Origin of the sequence: Colwellia sp. MB3u-55 (assembly GCF_014076785.1) — a bacterium.
GTDB lineage: Bacteria > Pseudomonadota > Gammaproteobacteria > Enterobacterales > Alteromonadaceae > Colwellia_A.
Genome location: NZ_JACGUS010000116.1, coordinates 169,941 through 191,589, shown reverse-complemented (window position 1 = coordinate 191,589; position 21,649 = coordinate 169,941). Strand labels below are relative to the sequence as shown.

Annotated in this window: 26 protein-coding genes; 10 read left to right on the top strand and 16 right to left on the bottom strand. The window is 37.4% G+C overall.

Annotated elements, in window-relative coordinates:
• Positions 1-17 precede the first annotated feature (17 nt).
• From H4J66_RS12855 to H4J66_RS12845, 3 genes are all read left to right on the top strand, one after another.
• Positions 18-776, top strand: coding sequence for an ABC transporter substrate-binding protein (locus tag H4J66_RS12855; protein ID WP_182175332.1), 759 nt, complete (start codon positions 18-20; stop codon positions 774-776).
• A 110-nt stretch (positions 777-886) separates the two neighbouring features.
• A complete protein-coding gene (locus H4J66_RS12850) occupies positions 887-1,750 on the top strand; it encodes a YicC/YloC family endoribonuclease (protein ID WP_182175330.1) in 864 nt (287 codons plus the stop codon).
• Between the two features lie 139 nt (positions 1,751-1,889).
• Complete coding sequence (locus H4J66_RS12845) at positions 1,890-2,555, top strand: YceH family protein (RefSeq protein WP_182175328.1); 666 nt, start codon at positions 1,890-1,892, stop codon at positions 2,553-2,555.
• Between the two features lie 68 nt (positions 2,556-2,623).
• Here H4J66_RS12845 and H4J66_RS12840 read toward each other — a convergent pair whose 3' ends face one another.
• From H4J66_RS12840 to H4J66_RS12830, 4 genes are all read right to left on the bottom strand, one after another.
• On the bottom strand, positions 2,624-3,220 hold the full coding sequence (locus H4J66_RS12840) for an HAD family hydrolase (RefSeq protein ID WP_182175326.1): 597 nt from the start codon (positions 3,218-3,220) through the stop codon (positions 2,624-2,626).
• A gap of 273 nt (positions 3,221-3,493) precedes the next feature.
• Positions 3,494-3,616 (bottom strand): hypothetical protein, encoded by a 123-nt coding sequence (locus H4J66_RS20410; protein WP_259368526.1) that lies wholly within the window; start codon positions 3,614-3,616, stop codon positions 3,494-3,496.
• Between the two features lie 7 nt (positions 3,617-3,623).
• Complete coding sequence (locus tag H4J66_RS12835) at positions 3,624-3,953, bottom strand: hypothetical protein (protein ID WP_182175324.1); 330 nt, start codon at positions 3,951-3,953, stop codon at positions 3,624-3,626.
• Between the two features lie 171 nt (positions 3,954-4,124).
• A complete protein-coding gene (locus tag H4J66_RS12830; protein WP_182175322.1) occupies positions 4,125-4,559 on the bottom strand; it encodes a thioredoxin family protein in 435 nt (144 codons plus the stop codon).
• Between the two features lie 154 nt (positions 4,560-4,713).
• Between H4J66_RS12830 and rph the strand changes: the two genes are divergently transcribed.
• Positions 4,714-5,427, top strand: coding sequence for a ribonuclease PH (rph, locus tag H4J66_RS12825; protein WP_070375502.1), 714 nt, complete (start codon positions 4,714-4,716; stop codon positions 5,425-5,427).
• A gap of 26 nt (positions 5,428-5,453) precedes the next feature.
• Positions 5,454-6,107, top strand: coding sequence for an orotate phosphoribosyltransferase (gene pyrE / locus H4J66_RS12820; RefSeq protein ID WP_182175320.1), 654 nt, complete (start codon positions 5,454-5,456; stop codon positions 6,105-6,107).
• A 123-nt stretch (positions 6,108-6,230) separates the two neighbouring features.
• On the opposite strand, the gene H4J66_RS12815 is transcribed toward pyrE, so the two are convergent.
• The 3 genes from H4J66_RS12815 to bioH all read right to left on the bottom strand — a co-directional run bounded on the left by H4J66_RS12815 (position 6,231) and on the right by bioH (position 8,524).
• Positions 6,231-7,214: a putative metalloprotease CJM1_0395 family protein gene (locus tag H4J66_RS12815; protein ID WP_182175318.1), complete on the bottom strand. Its 984-nt coding sequence runs from the start codon at positions 7,212-7,214 to the stop codon at positions 6,231-6,233.
• Positions 7,215-7,217: 3 nt separating this feature from the next.
• A complete protein-coding gene (locus H4J66_RS12810; RefSeq protein WP_182175316.1) occupies positions 7,218-7,532 on the bottom strand; it encodes a hypothetical protein in 315 nt (104 codons plus the stop codon).
• 191 nt (positions 7,533-7,723) lie between these two features.
• Positions 7,724-8,524 (bottom strand): pimeloyl-ACP methyl ester esterase BioH, encoded by an 801-nt coding sequence (bioH, locus tag H4J66_RS12805; RefSeq protein ID WP_220463299.1) that lies wholly within the window; start codon positions 8,522-8,524, stop codon positions 7,724-7,726.
• Positions 8,525-8,592: 68 nt separating this feature from the next.
• Here bioH and H4J66_RS12800 point away from each other — a divergent pair, with 68 nt between their 5' ends.
• On the top strand, positions 8,593-9,387 hold the full coding sequence (locus H4J66_RS12800; protein ID WP_182175314.1) for a ComF family protein: 795 nt from the start codon (positions 8,593-8,595) through the stop codon (positions 9,385-9,387).
• A gap of 24 nt (positions 9,388-9,411) precedes the next feature.
• Here H4J66_RS12800 and H4J66_RS12795 read toward each other — a convergent pair whose 3' ends face one another.
• The gene (locus H4J66_RS12795) at positions 9,412-11,988 is read right to left on the bottom strand and encodes a M14 family zinc carboxypeptidase (RefSeq protein ID WP_182175312.1); all 2,577 of its coding nucleotides are present in this window, start codon (positions 11,986-11,988) and stop codon (positions 9,412-9,414) included.
• A 244-nt stretch (positions 11,989-12,232) separates the two neighbouring features.
• Here H4J66_RS12795 and nfuA point away from each other — a divergent pair, with 244 nt between their 5' ends.
• Both nfuA and H4J66_RS12785 read left to right on the top strand, forming a co-directional pair.
• Entirely contained in the window at positions 12,233-12,811 is a 579-nt protein-coding gene (nfuA, locus tag H4J66_RS12790; protein ID WP_070375496.1) for a Fe-S biogenesis protein NfuA, read from the top strand.
• A gap of 58 nt (positions 12,812-12,869) precedes the next feature.
• Positions 12,870-13,124: a hypothetical protein gene (locus H4J66_RS12785; RefSeq protein ID WP_182175310.1), complete on the top strand. Its 255-nt coding sequence runs from the start codon at positions 12,870-12,872 to the stop codon at positions 13,122-13,124.
• On the opposite strand, the gene H4J66_RS12780 is transcribed toward H4J66_RS12785, so the two are convergent.
• Positions 13,114-14,481, bottom strand: a complete 1,368-nt coding sequence (locus H4J66_RS12780) for an MATE family efflux transporter (RefSeq protein WP_259369120.1) — start codon at positions 14,479-14,481, stop codon at positions 13,114-13,116. The genes H4J66_RS12785 and H4J66_RS12780 overlap by 11 nt on opposite strands.
• Positions 14,482-14,574: 93 nt before the next feature.
• On the opposite strand from H4J66_RS12780, the gene H4J66_RS12775 reads away from it, so the two are divergent.
• Positions 14,575-15,624, top strand: coding sequence for a polysaccharide deacetylase family protein (locus H4J66_RS12775; protein WP_182175309.1), 1,050 nt, complete (start codon positions 14,575-14,577; stop codon positions 15,622-15,624).
• Positions 15,625-15,682: 58 nt separating this feature from the next.
• On the opposite strand, the gene H4J66_RS12770 is transcribed toward H4J66_RS12775, so the two are convergent.
• The 5 genes from H4J66_RS12770 to H4J66_RS12750 all read right to left on the bottom strand — a co-directional run bounded on the left by H4J66_RS12770 (position 15,683) and on the right by H4J66_RS12750 (position 19,774).
• The gene (locus H4J66_RS12770) at positions 15,683-16,315 is read right to left on the bottom strand and encodes an SCO family protein (RefSeq protein WP_182175306.1); all 633 of its coding nucleotides are present in this window, start codon (positions 16,313-16,315) and stop codon (positions 15,683-15,685) included.
• A gap of 177 nt (positions 16,316-16,492) precedes the next feature.
• Complete coding sequence (gene cyoE, locus H4J66_RS12765) at positions 16,493-17,437, bottom strand: heme o synthase (protein WP_182175303.1); 945 nt, start codon at positions 17,435-17,437, stop codon at positions 16,493-16,495.
• A gap of 9 nt (positions 17,438-17,446) precedes the next feature.
• Positions 17,447-18,454, bottom strand: coding sequence for a heme A synthase (locus H4J66_RS12760; protein ID WP_182175300.1), 1,008 nt, complete (start codon positions 18,452-18,454; stop codon positions 17,447-17,449).
• Position 18,455: 1 nt separating this feature from the next.
• Positions 18,456-19,016, bottom strand: a complete 561-nt coding sequence (locus H4J66_RS12755) for a hypothetical protein (protein WP_182175297.1) — start codon at positions 19,014-19,016, stop codon at positions 18,456-18,458.
• 26 nt (positions 19,017-19,042) lie between these two features.
• On the bottom strand, positions 19,043-19,774 hold the full coding sequence (locus H4J66_RS12750) for an SURF1 family protein (RefSeq protein ID WP_182175294.1): 732 nt from the start codon (positions 19,772-19,774) through the stop codon (positions 19,043-19,045).
• Between the two features lie 56 nt (positions 19,775-19,830).
• Between H4J66_RS12750 and H4J66_RS12745 the strand changes: the two genes are divergently transcribed.
• A complete protein-coding gene (locus tag H4J66_RS12745; RefSeq protein ID WP_182175292.1) occupies positions 19,831-20,046 on the top strand; it encodes a DUF2909 domain-containing protein in 216 nt (71 codons plus the stop codon).
• Between the two features lie 78 nt (positions 20,047-20,124).
• Here the strand turns inward: H4J66_RS12745 and H4J66_RS12740 are convergent, their stop codons facing one another.
• Both H4J66_RS12740 and H4J66_RS12735 read right to left on the bottom strand, forming a co-directional pair.
• Positions 20,125-21,009, bottom strand: a complete 885-nt coding sequence (locus H4J66_RS12740; protein ID WP_182175290.1) for a cytochrome c oxidase subunit 3 — start codon at positions 21,007-21,009, stop codon at positions 20,125-20,127.
• A 52-nt stretch (positions 21,010-21,061) separates the two neighbouring features.
• Positions 21,062-21,643 (bottom strand): cytochrome c oxidase assembly protein, encoded by a 582-nt coding sequence (locus tag H4J66_RS12735; RefSeq protein WP_182175287.1) that lies wholly within the window; start codon positions 21,641-21,643, stop codon positions 21,062-21,064.
• Positions 21,644-21,649 lie beyond the last annotated feature (6 nt).

The window sequence follows — 21,649 nt, the reverse complement described above, 5'->3', positions numbered from 1 at the left end:
AGATACTTAAAATATATATGATCAAATTATCCAATAATTATCTCACCATTTTAACAATAAGTTTTTTATTTTTATTAGTAGCATTTAATGGCAAAACTGAAGTAATTGACGTTGTTACCGAACTTCTAGAGCCTTATCAAATTAAAAATCCTGATGGTAGCTTAGGTGGTTTTTCTACTGATGTCGTTAAAGCTTTATTTAAAATAACTAAAGACCATCCTAAGATTCAGATAATGCCCTGGGCAAGGGCATACGAAGTTGCACTTCATAACCCTAATGTTTTAATTTACTCTATTGCACATACAAAGCTTAGAAATAAAAAATTTCATTGGATAGGAGCACTTAAAAAAGAGCGCTTATATTTTTGGGGATTAAAAAAATATTACGCTAAAACCAACTATAAAGTACCCGCATTAAAAAAATTTAAGATCGCTGTTTCTAGAAATTCGAATTCAGCACAATATTTAATTGCTCAAGGTTTCTCCAATATTTACCAACTTGCTAACGAACGACAAAACATGGATATGCTATTTATTGATAGAGTTGACTTAATACTTGCAACACAAATCACCATAGAAACCAGAGCTAAAAATCTGGGCTATGATTTTAATGAGTTACAAAGATTAAACGAAGTGGCCGCTTTAAATAACAAACTCAGTATTGCCTTTAGTCTTCATACGTCACCAACATTGATAAAAAAATACCAAACAGCATTTAAACAACTAGTAACCTCTGGTCAACTTAAAAAAATTAAAGAAAAATGGAAATTATATTAACTCTCGTATAAATAAAAATTCATTCTTTAAGTGTATAAAATATAGTAGCTACCTGATTACGCGTTTGGCATAATTACTTTAATTTTTAGATTCAGCAAACGGATAACAATATGATCCACAGTATGACAGCCTTTTCTCGCTTTGAAGTAAAAGGTGATTGGGGTAATGCAGTTTGGGAAATTAGATCTGTAAATCAACGATTTCTGGAAACTTACTTCCGTTTACCAGAACAATTTCGTAGCATTGAACCCGCATTGCGTGAGCGATTTCGTAAACAATTAAATCGTGGAAAAGTAGAGTGCAGCTTGCGTTTCAATGCTAACCCATCAGCGAAGAACAATTTATCGCTTAATAAAGGCTTAGCTGAACAACTGCTGCAACACGCAGGTTGGATAAACGAACAAACACTTAATAGTCAATTAAATCCTTTAGAAATCATGCGCTGGCCTGGTGTCATGGAAGCTGAAGAAGCTGATATGACCAACATTCAAAAAGAAATTTTAGAAGGATTTGAACAAGCGCTAAAAGACTTTATTGATGCTAGGACAAATGAAGGAGAAAACTTAAAAGTACTAATTGAACAACGCCTTGAAGGTATTGTTGAGCAGTCAAACAAAGTAAAAGCATTTATGCCTGAAATCATTGCATGGCAGCGTAAGCGGATTACCGATAAATTCACTGACGCCAAAATTGAGCTTGATTCAAGCCGAGTTGAACAAGAGCTAGTGTTACTTGCGCAAAAAATGGATGTTGACGAAGAAATTGATCGCCTATCTAGCCATGTAAAAGAGACAAGAAGCATCCTCACAAAAGGTGGTGCACAGGGTCGTCGCCTAGATTTTATGATGCAAGAATTTAATCGTGAAGCAAATACCTTAGGATCTAAATCGATAAATGTTGATACCACCAATGCAGCCATAGAACTAAAAGTACTTATCGAGCAAATGCGTGAGCAGATCGCTAATATAGAATAAGGTATTAAGTAGGTTTTATTCTTTTAAAAGCCATAGCATACTATGGCTTTTTTTATGGCTAATAAGACAACTTAACATAGTAAATATAGACATAGCTTGCTATAACATCAGCAAAGACTTTTATCAGGAGACTTTAAAAATGATCACACTATCCGCCGATCAATGCCGCATTATTGGCGTAATGCTTGAGAAAGAAATCACAACACCCGAGCAATATCCACTCTCATTAAATGGTATTACCCTAGGCTGTAATCAAAAAAGTAACCGTGAGCCAGTAACGAATTTTTCTGAAAGTGATGTACAAAACTTAGTCGATGAATTGGTAGAAATGAATCAATTAATGGTAGATAGAAAAGCTTCGGTAAGGGTAAATAAATATTTTCATCGTTTTTGTGATACTGAATTTGGTCACTTAAAATTTACACGCCAGCAAAAAGCCATTATTTGTGTGTTATTACTCAGAGGACCTCAAACCCCGGGAGAGTTAAGAACTCGTACCAATCGCTTAGCTGAGTTTACCGATGTCAGTGAAGTTGAAACGACTTTGCATCAATTACAAAATTTAAACAATAAGACATTAGTCAAAAAGCTAACGCGAGAGCCTGGCAAGCGTGATTCTCGCTACGTTCACTTACTTTCAGATACCAATGAAAATCAATTAGCTGAGACTAACATTGTCAATATAGATGATATATCAGCTGAAAATCAGCCTCATCTAGGACAAAGAGTAGCAGATCTAGAAAAGCAAGTTACCGTATTGAGTGAACAAGTATCATACCTAACAGTATTACTTGAAAATAAGTAATTAACGATTTAATGTGCATGCAGGCCTACTGTAAAGAACATACACTGTAGATAATTCCATTATGTTTGTTATACAGTTGATACTTGCTTAATGGTCTCGCTTAATTCATTAAGGTCGTGAACGACAACATCTGCCAAATTTTCATAGCTTGCTGTTACACCATAATTAATAAGGCAAGACATGGTGTTAGCATTTTTCGCCGCTTGCAAATCATATAAATAATCACCAACATACAATAAGTTTTCAGGGGCTATCTGCCAAAGCTCAGCTAAATGTAGTAACGCATCAGGAGCTGGTTTAGCTTTGTGATCTTCTCGGGTCAGTAATATCTCAATATCGATATTATTGTTTTTTACTTTTATTGTCGCTGCTTGTCGACAATTTCTGGTAACAATCGCACAAGGTAGAGAAAACTCTGCTAACAAAGTTAAAATTTGGTCGGTTCCCGCCAACTTTTTTGCTGTCAGAGCATCATTTATTTCATATTCGACTATCAGCTCATTAGCTTCAACTTGATGAATTTCGGGTAAAGCATCAATAAAATCTAATAAATCTATGCCTTTTGGACATCCCAAGGAGGCTCTTATACTGTCAAAATCTAAAGATGAAGAGACCAAGGTGTTGTCGAGATCAAATATCACGCCTAGTGGTTTATGTGCTAACAATGCTGTATGACTCCTCGTTATCGGACAAACGGGTTAAGTGTAATAATAACATTCGCTTTGATTAGCGATTTATTACACCAAATTATAATTAAACTGTGCAGTAATACGTGGCTATAGCGAATTCAGATCAGACTTGTCAATTAGCCTTAGAAAATTGATATCTCATTAGAACCTAATCAATAACCTGTTGTGAGAGAATGCTTTTACGCCGATCACCCAACGTTTGGGTAACTAGAAATAACGTTTGCCCGTTTTAGATAATAGAAAGCCCACTTAATGATCTAGCCATTGCCAATCTGTACCTTTTGAATTACCGCCATAAGTGGGTAGCGATAACATTACGACAAAAATATAACCCAGCAGATTAGAGCCAGTTTTCTCAAGCTCTCGAGCCACAGCGCCGTCATAGCATGGTTTCTTTTACAACTTTGCTTAACTCAATAAAAGTTTTTTGTAATTGGTTTTGTATATAGCGATTTAACCAACCGACACCTTTAAGAATAAAGTCAATTTCACTTTTTTCAGTAGATTGCTGATACACAACATTATATGAATAAATAACGACTTGTAACTCTTTGATGCTTAAATTACTACTTGATTCTGGTAAGAAATGATCAAGCGCGCCACTCAGAGTTAACCAAAGCTCTTCCTGCAAAGTATCAAAGACTTTATCTTTTTCATGTTCACTTAATGCTACCTTAGGAAGTGCAGAGATTGCCTTTGCTCCCGCCACTAATTTCAATCATTTACAACGAGAAAACTTATGTGGTGACCAAGATGGTGTTTGATAACTTTTATCAAAAATCTGTTGATATTATTTAATGCTTTACCTGACATTGATTTATCCTTTTGTTGCACTGCTTTGTCATTTATTAATAAAGGCTAACCACTGTTTTTTAGAATATTATTTACCAATGAGTAATTCGGCAGTATATTTTGATAAAAGCATTTTACCGCTACTTGTTAATACGTACCTATGAAGATAGCCTAAAACAGGTGTTAACGATTTCATAAACGCTTCATTTTCATTACTTTCACTGACGCTTATTTTTAACAAGACAAACTTACTATGGAGCTTCTGATAAACATCAGGGTTTTCAGCCAAAAAAACATCCATTTTTTTACACCAACTGGACCAGTTGCCACCAATTTCAATTAGCACATTACGCTGAGTTTTTTGAGCAAGTTTTATTGCCGCATTCGCATCTTTAAAGGGATCGCTTTTTTCATCATAGACTTTACTGTATTTAGGTAAATCATCAGCGTTAACGGCTAAGGCGGGTGTTATTAACAAAAAAGAGACAAAAGTAACAAGCATTAACACAACAAAGCTTTTCATAAGTAGACTCAATATAAATTAGGATATTGTAAAGTACTGCTAACTAGACCCTAATTAGATTAACTATATTTCAAATTGTTTTCACGTGATTATGTCAAATTTGTTGCTGAACGATTATAATGCGCAACAATTATTTCACCATAGGTATATTAACATGCGTCCAAGCGGCAGAACTCCAGGTCAAATACGTCCTGTAACCATTACTCGTCAATTTACTACTCATGCTGAAGGTTCAGTATTAATTGAATTTGGCGACACCAAAGTTATTTGTACTGCCTCAGTAGAAGTCGGTGTACCACGTTTTTTAAAAGGACAAGGTAAAGGTTGGATCACAGCAGAGTATGGCATGTTACCTCGCTCTACTCACACTCGTATGCGCAGAGAAGCAGCTAACGGCAAACAAAGTGGTCGTACGTTAGAAATATCTCGTTTAATCGCTCGTGCATTGCGCGCAGCTGTCGATTTGAAAGCCCTAGGTGAAAATACCATTAGTGTAGATTGCGATGTTATACAAGCTGATGGCGGTACACGTACTGCTTCAATTACTGGTGCTTGTGTCGCATTAGTCGATGCTTTAAATTATATGCGCGCTAAAGATATTATTAAAACTAATCCATTAAAGCACATGATAGCAGCAGTTTCTGTTGGTATTTATAAAGGTGAAGCCGTTTCGGATCTTGATTACCCAGAAGATTCTGCTGCCGATACCGATATGAATGTCGTTATGACAGACACAGGTAAATTGATTGAAATTCAAGGCACAGCAGAAGAGGCACCGTTTAGTTTTGACGAAATGCACAATATGTTAGCGTTAGCAAAAGACAGTATTAACGAATTATTTGATTTACAAAAGTTAGCACTTAGCTAAATACTCTGATTAAAGTGGGAATAAAGATGAAAGATTATCAACGTGAATTTATTGAATTTGCTCTAGCGAAAGAAGTATTACGCTTTGGTGAATTCACTTTGAAGTCAGGCCGTACAAGTCCATACTTTTTTAATGCGGGTTTATTTAATACCGGTGGTGATTTAGCACGCTTGGGGCGTTTTTACGCACAAGCACTGGTTGATTCTACTATCGCGTTTGATTTGCTTTTCGGTCCAGCTTATAAGGGCATACCAATTGCAACCACCACTGCGGTAGCATTAGCCGATCATCACGGTATGGACATGCCTTATTGCTTTAACCGTAAGGAAGCAAAAACTCACGGTGAAGGTGGAAGCTTAGTTGGCTCTCCTTTACAAGGTAAAATAATGTTAGTGGACGACGTTATTACTGCCGGTACTGCTATTCGTGAATCAATGGAAATTATTAAGGCCCATGGCGCTCAATTGTCAGGTGTATTAATTGCACTTGACCGCCAAGAAAAAGGCCAAGGTGAATTATCTGCTATTCAAGAAGTTGAACGTGATTTTGGTACACAAGTTATTGCCATTGTTACCCTAGCTGACGTGGTCACTTACCTTGAAGAGAACCTTGCTTTGCAACCTGCATTAGCGAAAAGTTTAGCGAGTATTAATAAATACCGTGAAAATTACGGTATTTAGCTGACAATCATTACTATCACTTTAGCTTAATGATACAAGCACAATAAAAAGCCTCATTATTTATTAATAATGAGGCTTTTTCTTTATAGCGCAATAACTTAAGAGGTTTAGGCTTAAGAGGTTTTAGGCCGTTAATTGGAAATGAAAACTGGGTTCTTTTTCATAGGCTTGAGTAATGCCAGCATAAAGGTTTTCAATTCTTAAAGCTCGCTCATCAACAGAGCTATCACGGTTAGCTATAATTTCGTCCTGAGACGCTAATGTGCGATTAACTAGCGTATCAAAATCTTCTGTTTCTTGATTTTCTTCTGCTGAAAAAACATCACTAGACTTATCTTGGACCGTTACATTTTTTGCTTCACTGGTCTCTGCTGAACTAATCGCGGCCAGCTCTGTTTGCGCTTGTAAAATAGCTCTCGACGCTGAAGCTGCAACACGGATGTCTTGAATTGATGGATCTGCAGGTGCTAGTGCGGCGGCATAGACCTTTTGCATTTTCGTTATGGTTGCTCTTGGATCGCCATTAACCGTAGAAAGGTCAACTGAAACTTCACCACCAACAGCATATTTCTTTCCGTCAGGGCCCGTTTCAAAAGTATATGAAGGTGAGCCTGTTGATGCGCCACCGACAGAAGCATGTGCCAATTCATGAGCACGTACTTCTTGATCTCTTAGTTGTAGCTCATTAATAATTCTTTGTTCGGTAAAAGCTTCTCGACTGTTAGGAGCCGGTTTACCATCAGGGGAGCTTGCTGAATTTTGACCATTTTCACTATCATCTTCAATAGCATTTTTGTTTGCTAAAAAAGCCTCAGCTGCAGATTGTTGCTCCGATGAACCACTTTCGCGATTACTATCACCGCTAATCGTTTTTGTTGCTGATTCCGCTTGCTTTCGGATGCTTTCAAAATCAAAATTTTCATTATTCTGTGCGGGGGTTCTGCCTCTTTCTCTGTCAGAAGCTACCCCTTTTTCTGCTGCAGACTGGTTTGAGGCCGCTGGTTTTGCAATAACTTCACGGATATTATTTTCACGACGCAAGCTATCCGTTTGCGGATTGACCGCAGTAGGAATAGACAGAGTAGGTGCTTGCGGCGTAATATTCATAGGTTATGCTCGAACGTCTAATAGCGTACCTAAAGTTTCATCCGCTGTTTGAATAACATCGGCGGACGCTTTCGCTTGAAATTCTGCAACTTTTAAATCGACAACAGCTTTGGTAAGATCAGGTAATTCTGCTGAACTAGCATTTTTACTAGCTGTATCTGGGCTAGCTGCATTATCAGTATTGTTTTCTTGGCCGATACCAAAATCTTCAGGACTAACAGCTAAGTTAGCCGCAATATCTTCTGCAGCTTCTGTGACATCGCCTTGCGCTTTTTGAAAGCCTTGTAGACCACTTGCTAATGCTGATTGTATTTCCATAACAAACTCCTCTATACCTATTAATAGAATATCAACGAACAAATAAGTAAATACTTAATTTATAGACTTAATTTACATACTTAGCTTAAATAATCAGCTTAAGTACTCAATTTTCACTTAATTTTTGCTATTTAACCCTGCAACCTATTGTTCAATTATCATACAATATGACTAAAAAGTAAAGGTTCGATTTATCGATAAGTATGTTCAACTAAAGGGGCTAGCCAAGTCGTTAGTGTTTCGATAAACACCCCTGGGTGAGAAATAAAAGGCGCATGTGATGCCTGCTCAAAAATAACAACATCACTGTTAGGTGATAATGCAGTAATAGCTGTAATTGCCTTGCGCGGCACTAAGCCATCAAGCTTTCCGTATACCCGTAAGTAGGGTATCGATATTTGGGCGAGACTCGCGCGCTGATCAACGGTTGTCAATAATTGTAGCGACTCATCTAAGGTTGATTTTGTTGGCATTGGAAACTGCATAACGAGCTCTCGTAGCAATTTAATATCATGACGTAAATGAGGGCTGCCCATCGCCTGAACTTTTAAAAAGTTATTAATCGTCTTGGCGGTATCTTCTGCTAGTTGTCGATGAAATATTGCTAAAACATCTGGCTTAATGCCAAACCAGTTTTCTTGCTCAACGAAACAAGGCGAGCTAGCGACCGTGATTAATGCTTTCACGTGCTTTGGAAAATTTAATGCTATTTCACTAGCAATCAAACCACCTAACGACCAACCTATATATACCGCAGGTTTTGCTACAGACTGCGCTATTAATGATGCAACTTCAGCTAGAGCATAAGGAGATAATGAGTGTTCTAAATTGGCACCAAAACCAGGTAAATCGACAGTGATGACCTCAAAGTGCTCTTTTAATACTTCTACACTCGGTTGCCAAACGCCCGAGTTTAATCCCCAGCCGTGAATAAAAACTAGCGGAAGTCCGCATCCTTGACTCGATATTTTTAAAGTTTCTGCCATGCTCATAATAGAGAGTATTACCGTTAATTTTTATTAAACGAAGTTAACAACAGTTTACTTAAAGAAGGTATTAAATGGAATTTAACCACGTAAAATTTATTCAATATTTAAAACAAAATTCATTTAGCTTCATTGATCGTTTAAAGTTGTTTAAAACACAATTAAGTTGTTGTGACTTATGTGGTGGTTGCTGTCAAAGCCAAGCGATTATTTGTGATTTTTGCTTGGCTGATTTACCACTTTTTGATTTAAAAAAATTGCACGGCGATTTATTAACCTGGCCAGCGATAAATACTTTATTACCTAAAAGAGTATTTGATCAGTTAATCTCAATATCGGCTTACCAATGGCCCATAGACTTATGGGTCAGGCAACTAAAGTATCACGGCCGTTTTGAGTTAGTGGCTTTACTGAGTGTTTTATTATTTAAACAATGGAAAAACGCCTTACGGTATGAATATAAACATTGTTCCCATCAGCCCTTACTATTGTCCGTACCAATACATTTGAAAAAATGGCAAACACGAGGTTTTAATCAAGCGCATTTATTGGCAGAAAATTTTTCCCGCCTTGCACAAATGCCCTATTGCCCAGATGCATTGCAGCGTATTAGTCACGATAAAAGCCAAGCAGGTCAAACAGGTGTTATCCGCCGTAAAAATTTACGTCATGCCTTTAAACTGTCAAACGAATATTTAGCCAATAAAAGTGATCAACACTCTCGTTTACCTGAACACGTATTGCTCCTTGATGATGTGGTAACAACAGGCTCTACGTGTAATGAAATTTGTCGCTTATTGAAAGCTAATGGCGTTAAAAAAGTTACCGTATTAAGCCTTTGTTTATCTTTACCTAATAACACAATTTAAACCTTTTCATCTCTCAAAAAATCATTAATGAGTCGTAGAAACGTTAAAAGCTTTAGCAAAAAATAAGCTGTTCGCTATTAACTTTGAACTGCCTAACCAATAGCCTCTAAAAGCTAAATTGTCAGTACTGGCAATCACTCGCCCATTGCCATAATTATGGGCAACTATAGCTGAAGAACTTGCCACTCGATTGACCATATTTTTATCAGCATAACCGCTCAATAATGGGCGTGCATTATACTTCGCCACTGAGATGAAGGGCTTTGAACTATGTTGCAAAATTAATGTACTGTTGCGAAATAACGGTAAACGGTTATCCGTATAACCATAAGCTAACGGATGCGAAGTATCGAGTGTTGACTCAAAAATCGCGCCAGCAATACGTTTACGTCCAGCCAGTTTTTCTTTGTCTTGGTAGCGGACATTATCCATATCAAATAACTGGTTGATTTCATTAGTAGTAATAAAATTCATCGCCAGTAATTCATATTCTGATAAAAATTTAGCTGCTCGTTTCTGCCCAAAAATAACACCACCACTTTTTGTCCATGCTGCTATTTTATCGACATCATCTTGACCAAGAGAATCGTATTTTCCATCAACCATAATAATATGGCTATAACCACTTAACTCAATTTTTGCTAAACGCTGCTGTTCTACAACCGTTACAGGAATTGACAGGGTATCGTCAAGATAAAATAACATCTCTGCACTCTCGTATTGAGATACGCCTTTACCTCCGAGCATTAAAACCTTTACTGGCGATAATAACCGGAAAGAGCCACTACCTATATCGATACCTTTAACGGTTAATCCTGTCGACAAGCTAATAATAGGTATATCAATTTTTTGACTACTTTGCCTGACAATATCACGCCAATTTAATTGCGTTTGTATGCCTGCAGGAATAATAATACTGCCACGCGCAAAATCTTTATTAACCATTTTTCCATCAATTTTAAATCGTGAAGAAAAAGTTTTTGTGGCAACCTTTGCTTTAATACCTTTATTAAGCAAGTCATTGAGTAATTTTGGGGCTAAAAAATGATGCCACTCAAATGCGTAGGCATACGCCTGTTGCTCAATACCACTGTTATCTGCTATATTTGTTGGCTTCTCCCAAGCATTATCTGCCAGTTTTAATCCCCAAGTACGACCAACCCGATAAAAGTCTATGTCCATTGCCAGTGGCATTGTCCAACCAGAAACATCATAAAAGGTATTGTCTTCGAACTGAGTTTGCTGCGAAAACAACGCTTGAATAACTCGATACTGACGCTGGTCTAATGGCACATAAAAGCTATGCTCTTTAGCATAAACAACACCGGCTAAACGAAAATCGTCAGTCAGCGGATAGGCCTTGATCTGATGTTGTTTTAATTTATCAAGTAAGACGTTGAGGCGATAAGAATCATGTGTTTCATGTAATAAGTAGCCACTAAAGCTCTCTTGATCAGCCAATTTTTCTGACTCTTTATAAAAGTTTTTTTGATAACTCAGTAGCTCGGTCTTATTTTTCCATGCCCCCTCAATGGTAGAGAGTGAAGTTAATACGTGATTTTGAATACCAAACTCAAAGGTTAATAAGCCATTATCACTGTTTTGTTGCATGCCTCGGCTACTTGCTTGTTCGAATAAAATACCGACTCCACCGTTAATGTCTGGGTAAGTAGATCCTTTACCGTAATAAAAGTCATCGAAATTTTCTTGGCTGTAATAAAGGCGATTATCTTTATCAAGTGCCTTCGCATGATAGCTTGCTAAAAGTTGTGTTATTTCTGTATTGGCACTTGGCGTTAATGGGTGAGTACGCGTTGGGATGCCCGGTTGAAAAAAATAACTGCCATTGGCACTCATCTCATGAAAATCCCCTAATACATGAGGCTGATATTGGTGAAAATACGCTAATCTATGTTGACTTTCTTTTTGTGCAAGTAATAACCAGTCACGGTTAAGATCAAAACCAAAATGGTTGGTACGACCGGTAAGCCAACCTTGGTGATGCTCGATATGATTAGGATCCGCATTAGGTGTGCTGCCACGGTGCATATTCGCCCATTGCACAAATCTATCCATGCCATCGGGGTTTATACTTGGTTCAATAACAATTAGGGTATTTTCTAGCATTTGTTTTATATCAGTATTTTCACTTGCCGCCAAATGATACGCCACAGCCATCGCCGCATTAGCGCCACTGATCTCATCACCGTGTACACTGTAGCCAAGCCAAATGACTAGCGGTGAACTTATATCATCGGTACTACCCGTGGCTGATCTTTTTGCCAAAATTTCACTCAAATTAGCTAAATTATCTTTAGAAGAAATCGTCAATAACACTTGCTGGCGAAGTTCTTGGGTCTGTCCAATATCAGTTAGTGTGATCCGCTCTGAGCTGCTTGCTAATACTTTGACGTAGTTGAGAAGTTGATCATGACGAATATGTCGCTCGCCAATGCCAAAGCCTAATGAGCTTTCCGGGGTAGGAATAGCTTGATTGTAAGTATGATCGGTTGGTAAATAGTCGGTAACTTTTGCCGCATAACCCAATGGTGACAAAATAAAAAAACCGACCAGCACGGCTAAAAACAATCGTGGTAACATAAAATATATCCTTGAATTCAATAACAATAAAATACCAAAATCTATCGAAACACACCAGAATAACTGTCTCTTTTTATCATATTGTTATTTCAATTAACTATAATTTCACTAGCGTATAGGTGGATAACAGCGTAAAATATTAATACCTGACTAAATTAGTCAGGTATTAATATTTTCAATCTTTAAGGTCCGTGAGAAACTTTAGAGAAATTTTGGTAACAAGTGTAAGAGAGTAATAACCGTGATGATCAATATTTCCGAAACAGCACAATCGCATTTCGCTAAATTATTAGAACAACAAGCAGAAGGCACAAGTATCCGTGTATTTGTTGTTAACCCAGGTACTGCTAGTGCAGAGTGTGGCGTGTCTTACTGCCCAGCTGACGCGATAGAACCTGAAGATATTGAAATGAAATTCGAACACTTCTCTGCTTATATCGACGGTGACAGTAAGCTGTACTTAGAAGATGCTGAAATTGATTTCACTACAGATCAAATGGGTTCACAATTAACCTTAAAAGCGCCAAATGCTAAATTAAGAAAAGTAAATGACGATGCGCCATTATTCGAACGTGTTGACTACTTCTTAAAAGCAGAAGTTAATCCACAATTAGCTGGCCATGGTGGTGAGTGTACGTTAATGGAAATTACTGACGACGGTTTCGCTATTCTACAATTTGGTGGTGGCTGTAATGGTTGTAGTCAAATTGATGTCACTGTAAAAGATGGTATCGAAAAACAACTTCTCGAAACAATGGCAGGCGAGATAAAAGGTGTTCGTGATATGACTGAACACGAACGTGGTGATCATTCTTACTATTAAGTTATTTGTTCGTTAACCCAACAACTATACTGACTGCTAAGTTATTCATTAATTTAAAATGATAACAATACTTGAAAAATTAGGCCAAGACCCGCAAAGAAGCTTAGTGCTTTTTACTCGCGGACTTGGTCTTTTTGCTATTGGCGCATGCTTAATTTTTATCGGTTACTATTACCATTATTATTGGCAAATCGCCGGCATTATTTTTTTAGCCCTTGGTCTGTTAACCTCTGCTTGGGGTTACAGTGGGATATTTGCTAATCGTTTACTCAATATTTTTGATCGACGAGCAAATAAAAAAATTAAAGACTAATGGCTTGTTTTTCTATAACGCGATAATAATGCCAAGCTAAGCTTAATCCTCGTACCAGCAAAAACACACTAAATGCAGCCCATAAACCATGATTACCAAACCCTTGTAATAGCCACCACATTGGAAAAAAGCAACCAAAGGTCGCAATTATCATGCTATTTCGCATCACATTGGCTTTCATTAGACCAACAAAAACGCCATCAAATAAATAACACCAACAGCCTAATATAGGTAAGATAATCATCCAATGTACATATTGTTCGGTCGTAAAAACAACCTCTGGAATGTCGGTTAGTAAACCAATCAAGAAATCACCTGCTATGGCAAAGAGTGCACTATAAGTTAGCGCAAAGAGTCCTGTCCAAAATAAAGCGATTTTGACGACAAAATTACGCTGTTGAAGATTTTTTTGCCCTTGTGCTTTACCCACTAACACTTCTGCTGCATTAGCAATGCCGTCTAATCCAAATGAAATTAACAAAACAAAGTTCATTAAAATGGCATTAGTTGCTATAACATCGTCCCCTAACCTAGCCCCTTGAAAAGTAATAAAGACAAAACAAATCTCTAAGCATAGTGTTCGAATAAGAATATCTCGATTAAGTTGAAAGTAATTGATCAACGCTGACTTCTCGAATAACTGATCTCTGATATCAATAAATTTCCCCATCATTTTTATTAATATACTTTTTAGGGATTGTCGATTACCTATCTGTTGCGCAAAGATAATATAAGCCAACCCTATAATAGCACCTGAATATTCAGCAATTAACGTTGCTGACGCCACCCCTTGTACTTGCCAGTCAAACACTAAAACAAACAATAGATCTAGCGACAAGTTAATTAAGTTAGTGACGATCAATATCCACATTACCGCCTTCGCTTTATGATTGCCCAACAACCATCCTAATATAACAAGATTTGATAACGCAGCAGGTAAACCCCAAATACGGATATCGCAATATTGTTTAGCATAAAATTGTATTTGTTCAGATCCCCCAGCTAACCCCAAGCTTAGATCAAGATAAAATGACTGTAACAAAATCAGTGCACCACCAATTAAGCAAGCCACTAACAACCCCCGTAGCAGAACCAATAAACTTTTTTGTGCGTTTTCTTCACCTAATGCTTGAGCAGTAAGACCTGTAGTCGACATACGTAAAAAGCCGCACAACCAAGTAACAAAGGTAATAATCATTGCCCCAACTGTACTGCCACCTAAATAATAGGCTTGGTCTAAATGTCCTAAAACAGCAGTATCAACTAAGCCTAAAAGAGGTATGGTGATATTTGAAAATATCATCGGTAAGGCGATGAGAAATAGTTGTTTATGGTGTTTGATAGTATTAACGTTCAAAAAAGTATTCCATATAAAAATTACCTGAAGATTTACTATAAAAAGAAAGCAAAACGCGCTATTTTTATGACTGACTAAACAAGGGCTTCACTCATGAAATTTTTATTACCTGCACTATTGCTATCTTGCTTCCACTTTTCTAGCTTTGCCGCTGTAATTTTACAATATCACCATGTTAGTGACAAAACACCGGCAAGTACTAGTATTTCACCGGAACAGTTTAAAGTTCATATGCAGTATTTATCTGATAACAATTTTAATGTCATCGCGCTCTCAGATTTAATGAATTCTATCAAGAAACAGCAACCTATTACTGACAAAACAGTGGCAATAACATTTGATGATGCTTATCTTGATATTCTACTCAATGGTAAGCCCATTCTCGACAAGTTTAATTATCCTTTTACGATTTTTATCAACCCTGCCATTGTTGATCGTGGTTCGAGTAACTATCTTACTTGGCAACAACTTAAAACAATGGCTGATCAAGGCGTTATTATAGCTAACCATGGCATGGAACATGACTCTATGGCCCGTATTAGTCAGGGTTTAACAGAACAGCAGTGGCTAATAAAACATACTGAGCTGTTATTAGAGGCTGAAAGTATTATTAAAGAAAAAACCGGACAAAGTTGGCGCTATTTTGCTTACCCTTATGGTGAGTACACACCGGCAATACAAGAATGGGTAGCAAAAAACGATTTTATTGCTTTTTCACAACAATCAGGAGCCGTAGGCTTAGCGACAGATTTAACAAGCGTGCCACGTTTTCCTGCGTCAAAACCCTATGATCAAATATCTAGTCTGCGAGATAAATTAAAATCTTTACCTTTCAACATGACTTTACGTAATGAAAATGCAAGTACCATTGTCGAGTATAACCAATCGAAATCAGTGACTTTTGATGTTGTTGTTGAAGATTTTCTTCCCGCACAATTGAACTGTTATATTTCGGGTTTAGGTCGACAAAAGATAGAATGGCAAGAAGAAAATAGCTTTACCATTAATTATAGCGCGCCCTTGCCCATTGGCCGTGTTCGCTGTAACTGTACCGCGCCAAGCATTAGTGAGCCAGGACGTTATTATTGGTACTCAAAGCCATGGTTTGTCTTAAAAGAAGGTTTGCAGTGGTATCCACTTTAACAAATATAACGATTTAAAAAACTTGTCAGCCAGTAAAGTTAAGGATGGCAAGTTTCCTTTATTCAGCTAATTTTACAATCTTTGCAAAATCACTGACCAGCTTCTCGCCATCAATGGTAGGTAATACACCCAAGGCTTGTCTTGGCTTAAATATAGCCGCGATATCTCCCTGTGGATTAATTAACACTAAAGAAGCACTGTGATCGACCAAGTAACCATTATTGTCGCCTTCAGGCTCATTAATCGCATACATCATGCCTAAGTTACGAGCAAACGGAAATAACACACCATGGTCAGCCGTAAGCGCAATAAACTCCTCATTAAAGTAAGCTATATACTGAGCTAATTTTTCTGGCGTATCTCTAATAGGATCAACCGAAACCAATAAAATTTGTGTATCTTTACTGATCGCTTTTAAATCATCATAAACAAAGTTTAGTTCTTGTAATGTAGTTGGGCAAACATCAGGGCAAGAAGTATACCCTAGAAATACCCACGACCATTTATTGGCTAACTGTTCTTTGGTAAAGGCTTGGTTATGATGATCCGTTAATTGAAACGGCTTAACTTCCCGAACCTGCTGATAATATAAAGCATGTTCGGGCTGTGGTAATACTGTCGCTTTTTGAAAGACAAAAAAACCTACTGCACAAGCAACAAGGGCGACAATGACATACAACAACTTGTTCATATTTAATTATTTCCGTTTGTCTTATCCAATAGCCATTTGACAGATTAAATGATCTACTTTTCATCAGTCAAAAATAGATAAATACCCGATATAAAATTTACTAAGTCGTTACCCTACTACTAAAGATTATATCGAAGTAGCTTTGTCTTTAACCCATAACAATGAGCAGATAATTGATCAGCTTGGTATCATAGGTAATAAATAATGGTCAAGCAATAGGATAATAAACAAGCCCATTAAATGTACGATTGAAAATTTAAAGGTGTCCATTGCCGTATTCTCATCGGCATTAAACTTAAGTTTCCAGGCGTAAGCAAAAAACATTAGATTCAATGTTACTGCACCAATTAAATATAACCAATTACTCATTCCCACTAAATAAGGTAACAAGCCAACAACAAAAAGTAACACGGTATAAAGTAAAATTTGGGTTTTTGTAAAATTTACCCCATGGGTTACCGGTAACATGGGAATATTTACTTTTGCATATTCGTCTTTACGGTGTATCGCTAATGCCCAAAAATGAGGAGGTGTCCAAGTAAAAATCAATAACACTAATAACAAAGCATTAGGGTGTATTTCATTGGTCATTGCTGTCCAACCTAACAATGGTGGAATGGCTCCAGCTAAGCCACCTATCGTGATATTTTGAGGCGTAGCTCGTTTCAAATACATAGTATAAACAAAACTGTACCCTACCAAACCTGCAAAAGTAAGCCATGCCGTTAGGGGATTAACCAAGCTATATAAAATGGCAAAACCACTGACCGCTAAAAACATAGCAAACAAAGTTGCATTTCTTGGCGTTAAACGTCCCGTAGCAACGGGCCGGTTATAAGTTCGCCCCATAATACTGTCAATTCGTTCATCAACAATGTGATTTATCGCGGCGGCGGCCGATGATAAAAATCCAATACCCACCATTGAAGGAATAAGCACTTGCCATGGAATGGTACCCGGAACAGAAAGACACATACCCACCAAAGCAGTTAACACTAAGAGTGCCACTACACGAGGCTTAGTGATTTCATAATAATCTCGCCAAATAGCGGTTTTAGTCTCTGTAACTTCAGGGGTAGTTACTGGTCCATTGGGGCTTTCTGTTGATACTGATTCGCTCATAGGTATTCCTTATAATTTCCGTCGTAAACTGTAGGTTAACGTGATCAAAGACAACATTAGACATGCTGCTACCACGTTATGACTCACCGCAACTGCTAACGGTAATGAGAACCAGATATTGCTAATGCCCAATAATATTTGGCAACTAAGAATAAACGCTAAGCTAATAGCTGCATTCTTAAAAAATGCAGATTGAGATTTTCGAAATACCATTAATGCTAACCAAAAAAGATAAAGCCCAGTGACAATGGCTCCCAATCGATGAACAACATGAATCGTTACACGTGAAGCATGAGATAAATGACCAAATTCGTAACTGTCTTTTTCTGGTGGGATCAAATCAAATGAATCTTTGAAGGTCATTTGCTCTTGCCAGCCTGATTGGCAAATAGGTAATTCAGTACAAACCAAGGCAGCATAGTTTGACGATGTCCAGCCCCCTAAACCTATTTGTGCGGTTAACAGTACAATACCAATTAAGCCGTATCTGCCATATTTCTTAATGGCGAAATCACCACCTGGTACCCTAAAGTCAGCCAAGCGTAAGTATAATAAAAATAATAAACTCAAGGTTGTAAAACCACCAAGTAAATGACCCATAACGACAATCGGCATTAATTTCATGGTTACGGTCCACATACCCAAAGCCGCTTGAAAAATAACCACCGCGAGTATTAACATCGGCAACCTTAAAGGCGTTCCTTGATCGCGTTGTCGATAAGACATAAATGCTATCGCTAAAATTAATAAACCCAACGCACCAGCAAAATATCGATGGATCATTTCATTCCATGCTTTATGCACTTCAACTTTTCTTTCTGGAAATGCTTGCTCTGCTTTAATAATTTGTTCTGCAGTTACTGGCACATCGATTAATCCATAACAACCTGGCCAATCTGGACAGCCTAAACCTGCATGCGTTAAACGCGCATAAGCACCTAAACTAACCACGATTAGTGCTAATACAATACTAATTAATACTAAGGTACGAACACGATGATTAACTTGATTTTTCATTTTAACCAACCCTCGAATACTTAAGTAATTTCTTCATATCTGCTAAAATTTCTTTACCAAACATTGCTTGAGCATCATCATTTCTCGGTGGTTTATGCGATAAAACCACATTACCTAAAGGGTCAACAACTAAGACTTTTGCATCTGATAAAAAGTTATCAACTAGGCTTGGAGTAGGAATAATCACCCAGCTGTTTTCAGTTAACCTTTGCGTTTGCTGAGGTGAGAGTGGATTAGGAGAAAGTGCAACACGCTTTACTCTGGGCATTTCTCTACCCAAGGCTATGTAAGAGTTATTAACACTAAGTAACGTTTGTTCACAGTGATCATCACAATGCTGTGGCAAGCTATAAATAATTGACCAAGTATCTTGTAAAGTGGCTTGACTTAAACCTAATTTCTCAAGAGTAAGTTCATTCTCGACTAAAGTGCCCTTGTTTGTCACACCATATTCAAGCCAATTTTGAGTTAAGGCGAGTTTTGCTAATACGATAGGGAGGATAAAAGCGCCCAGCACCATGACCATACTACGACGAGATTTTTTCTGTGATACATCATTCATACACTTACACCTTATTATTTTTTTTATTAGTGATTTAACGTTTGTTCACTATTTTTACCCAACTTGATTGACGCCCATATCATTAACAATAACCATGCTATCGCTAAACTGAACCATTGAAAGGCATAAGCACGATGTTTTTCGGGTGGCATAACAATTGGTTGCCAATTTTTTTCATAACCCACACTCTCTGTTTTATCTAAGTAGACGACAAAGGGCAAGAGTTGACGTGAAATTAATGTTGAAAATTTATCTAATTCTATTTGCTGAACACGCAATGGCCACTCATCTTTAACCAAGACTTGCTCCATTAACATTATGCCTTGCTCGATTTTACGTACGTGACCTGATAGTTGATACCTTCCAATAATAGCCTGCACATCGGGAATTTCTTGACGATTTATAGAACCTACTACCCAACCTAAATTAACTAAGACCGCCTGATCACCACTATTAAACACTTGATAAACACGATAACCTAATTGTCCTTTATTCGTTTGGTTGTCTAATAAAAAAATAGTATTATTATCAAATTCCCCAAACATAGTGATCGGTAGATCATTAATTTCATTTTTTTCTGAAAGTACTTGAGAAAGAGACAAGGCTTGTGTTTGACTCAATTGTGTAATGGTTTCGATGCGTTGCTCTTTTTGTAAAGCACGATCACTTTGCCATAATCCGAGTTTTACTAATCCGGAAAAAACAAGTAGGGTAAATATCAACCAAGGTAGGCGAATGTTTGATATAAAATTTTTCAAACAATTAACTCCTTAAATATGCTTAAAGCGAACATAACAACATAGGAAATTTTTAAATGGCATTTACGATAAAAATAATTATTATTGGCTGCTTAGTCTTCATGGTATTTAGCCTGTTTCAGGCACTTTTTGTCTTAAACAAAAATGACCCAAGTAAACCGTCAATGTCAAAATTTATTGGCCGACGTGTGATGATTTCAGCCTTCATTATTATACTTATGTTAGTCGCTATTTTAACAGGCGTTATTACACCACACCCACGACCGTTCTAATCGACTCGCTTAAAAATAAAAGGTAGGTGAAGCTAGCTCCACCTACAACATTTTTTAAACTTTTATATCAGTAATTGTTTATACAATATAAACAAAAACAAATAGTATCACCCAAACCACATCAACAAAATGCCAATACCAGCTTGTCGCTTCAAAAGCAAAAGCATTGGTTGGGGTAAAGTGGCCTTTCAACACTCTTAAAAACACCACAATAAGCATGATGGTACCTAAGGTAACGTGCATACCATGAAAGCCGGTCAGTAAGTAGAAAGTTGAACCATAGATACCACTGGTTAAGTACAATTTCATTTCTTCTGAATAGCCGTGCATGTACTCGACAACTTGCAAGAATAAAAAGACAACACCTAACAATATGGTAAAACCTAACCATATTTTCAGCATTTTACGATTATCTTTTTCTAAGGCTGAGTGTGCTAAATGGGCAGTAATTGAAGAAGTTAATAACAAAATAGTATTAATTAACGGTAGGCCATACCAGCCCATTTGCGTTGTTTCGGTTCCATCTGGTGTGACTAATAACGGCCAACTTGCGACAAACTCAGGCCATAAAACAGCACCGGTCATGGCATTATTATCTGCACCGCCCAACCAAGGTACCGATAACGTGCGGGCATAAAATAAGGCACCAAAGAATGCTGCAAAAAACATCACTTCAGAAAAAATAAACCAGCTCATCCCTTGACGAAATGAGTTATCCATTTGATGGCTATACTTACCCGCCATCGATTCGTTTATAACATTACTGAACCAACCATAGAGCATGTATATAACTAAACAAATGCCGGCAAGCAATATATAACCGCCAATGCCACCTTCGCCACTATTTAACGTAGAAACATAGTTTCCGGCGCCAATAGCAATTAAAAAAAGTGCCACTGCGCCAACAATTGGCCAATGACTTTGTGATGGTACGTAATAACTTTCATATTCTTTTGTTGTCATTATTATTCCCCTAAACAAATACTGTTACACGCTAAGTGAACAGTATAAATTGCTACGATTCCACTTTTCCGGTCACGTCATACAAAGTGTACGACAACGTTAGCGTTGAAATATCTTCAGGTAATTCTGGGTCAACATAAAACTGTAACGCCATCTCTACCTCTTCATTCGCTTGTAGCGGTTGCTGCGTAAAACAAAAACATTCAATTTTTTGAAAATACGCTGCCGCTAAACCGGGCGATACTGACGGAACTGCTTGGCCAATAATATCGCGGGTGGATTCATTTTTTGCATAAAATTTAACAAGTTTCATTTCACCGGGATGAACTTTTATTTCACGGACCATAGGTTCAAACTGCCAAGGTATACCTTGAGCGGTTCGACTAATAAACTGCACCGTTACAATTCTTTTTGTGTCAATCTGATCAACATTATAGACAGCGGCGGCAGTGGTTGACGTTTTTCCATTCAAACCAGTAATATCACAAAACACATCATATAAAGGGACAAGTGCAAAACCAAAAGCAAACATACCAAAAACAATCATAACCAGCTTTTTTATCACTTGATTGTTTTTCGTTATAGCAGCACTATCTTTGTTATTTGAATTTTGCAATTCGTCACCTTTATTCATATTTTA

Bases quoted from the DNA above. Each gene is read 5' to 3' on its own strand.
- bioH (WP_220463299.1), bottom strand. From the start codon at position 8,524: ATGAGCATGGCAGAAACTTTAAAAATATCGAGTCAAGGATGCGGACTT.
- H4J66_RS12785 (WP_182175310.1), top strand. From the start codon at position 12,870: ATGATAACAATACTTGAAAAATTAGGCCAAGACCCGCAAAGAAGCTTA.
- H4J66_RS12735 (WP_182175287.1), bottom strand. From the start codon at position 21,643: ATGAATAAAGGTGACGAATTGCAAAATTCAAATAACAAAGATAGTGCT.
- H4J66_RS12800 (WP_182175314.1), top strand. From the start codon at position 8,593: ATGGAATTTAACCACGTAAAATTTATTCAATATTTAAAACAAAATTCA.
- H4J66_RS12855 (WP_182175332.1), top strand. From the start codon at position 18: ATGATCAAATTATCCAATAATTATCTCACCATTTTAACAATAAGTTTT.
- H4J66_RS12775 (WP_182175309.1), top strand. From the start codon at position 14,575: ATGAAATTTTTATTACCTGCACTATTGCTATCTTGCTTCCACTTTTCT.
- H4J66_RS12770 (WP_182175306.1), bottom strand. From the start codon at position 16,315: ATGAACAAGTTGTTGTATGTCATTGTCGCCCTTGTTGCTTGTGCAGTA.
- H4J66_RS12845 (WP_182175328.1), top strand. From the start codon at position 1,890: ATGATCACACTATCCGCCGATCAATGCCGCATTATTGGCGTAATGCTT.
- pyrE (WP_182175320.1), top strand. From the start codon at position 5,454: ATGAAAGATTATCAACGTGAATTTATTGAATTTGCTCTAGCGAAAGAA.
- nfuA (WP_070375496.1), top strand. From the start codon at position 12,233: ATGATCAATATTTCCGAAACAGCACAATCGCATTTCGCTAAATTATTA.
- H4J66_RS12810 (WP_182175316.1), bottom strand. From the start codon at position 7,532: ATGGAAATACAATCAGCATTAGCAAGTGGTCTACAAGGCTTTCAAAAA.
- H4J66_RS12830 (WP_182175322.1), bottom strand. From the start codon at position 4,559: ATGAAAAGCTTTGTTGTGTTAATGCTTGTTACTTTTGTCTCTTTTTTG.
- H4J66_RS12740 (WP_182175290.1), bottom strand. From the start codon at position 21,009: ATGACAACAAAAGAATATGAAAGTTATTACGTACCATCACAAAGTCAT.
- H4J66_RS12850 (WP_182175330.1), top strand. From the start codon at position 887: ATGATCCACAGTATGACAGCCTTTTCTCGCTTTGAAGTAAAAGGTGAT.
- rph (WP_070375502.1), top strand. From the start codon at position 4,714: ATGCGTCCAAGCGGCAGAACTCCAGGTCAAATACGTCCTGTAACCATT.
- H4J66_RS12745 (WP_182175292.1), top strand. From the start codon at position 19,831: ATGGCATTTACGATAAAAATAATTATTATTGGCTGCTTAGTCTTCATG.
- H4J66_RS12760 (WP_182175300.1), bottom strand. From the start codon at position 18,454: ATGAAAAATCAAGTTAATCATCGTGTTCGTACCTTAGTATTAATTAGT.
- H4J66_RS12815 (WP_182175318.1), bottom strand. From the start codon at position 7,214: ATGAATATTACGCCGCAAGCACCTACTCTGTCTATTCCTACTGCGGTC.
- H4J66_RS12795 (WP_182175312.1), bottom strand. From the start codon at position 11,988: ATGTTACCACGATTGTTTTTAGCCGTGCTGGTCGGTTTTTTTATTTTG.
- H4J66_RS12755 (WP_182175297.1), bottom strand. From the start codon at position 19,016: ATGAATGATGTATCACAGAAAAAATCTCGTCGTAGTATGGTCATGGTG.
- cyoE (WP_182175303.1), bottom strand. From the start codon at position 17,437: ATGAGCGAATCAGTATCAACAGAAAGCCCCAATGGACCAGTAACTACC.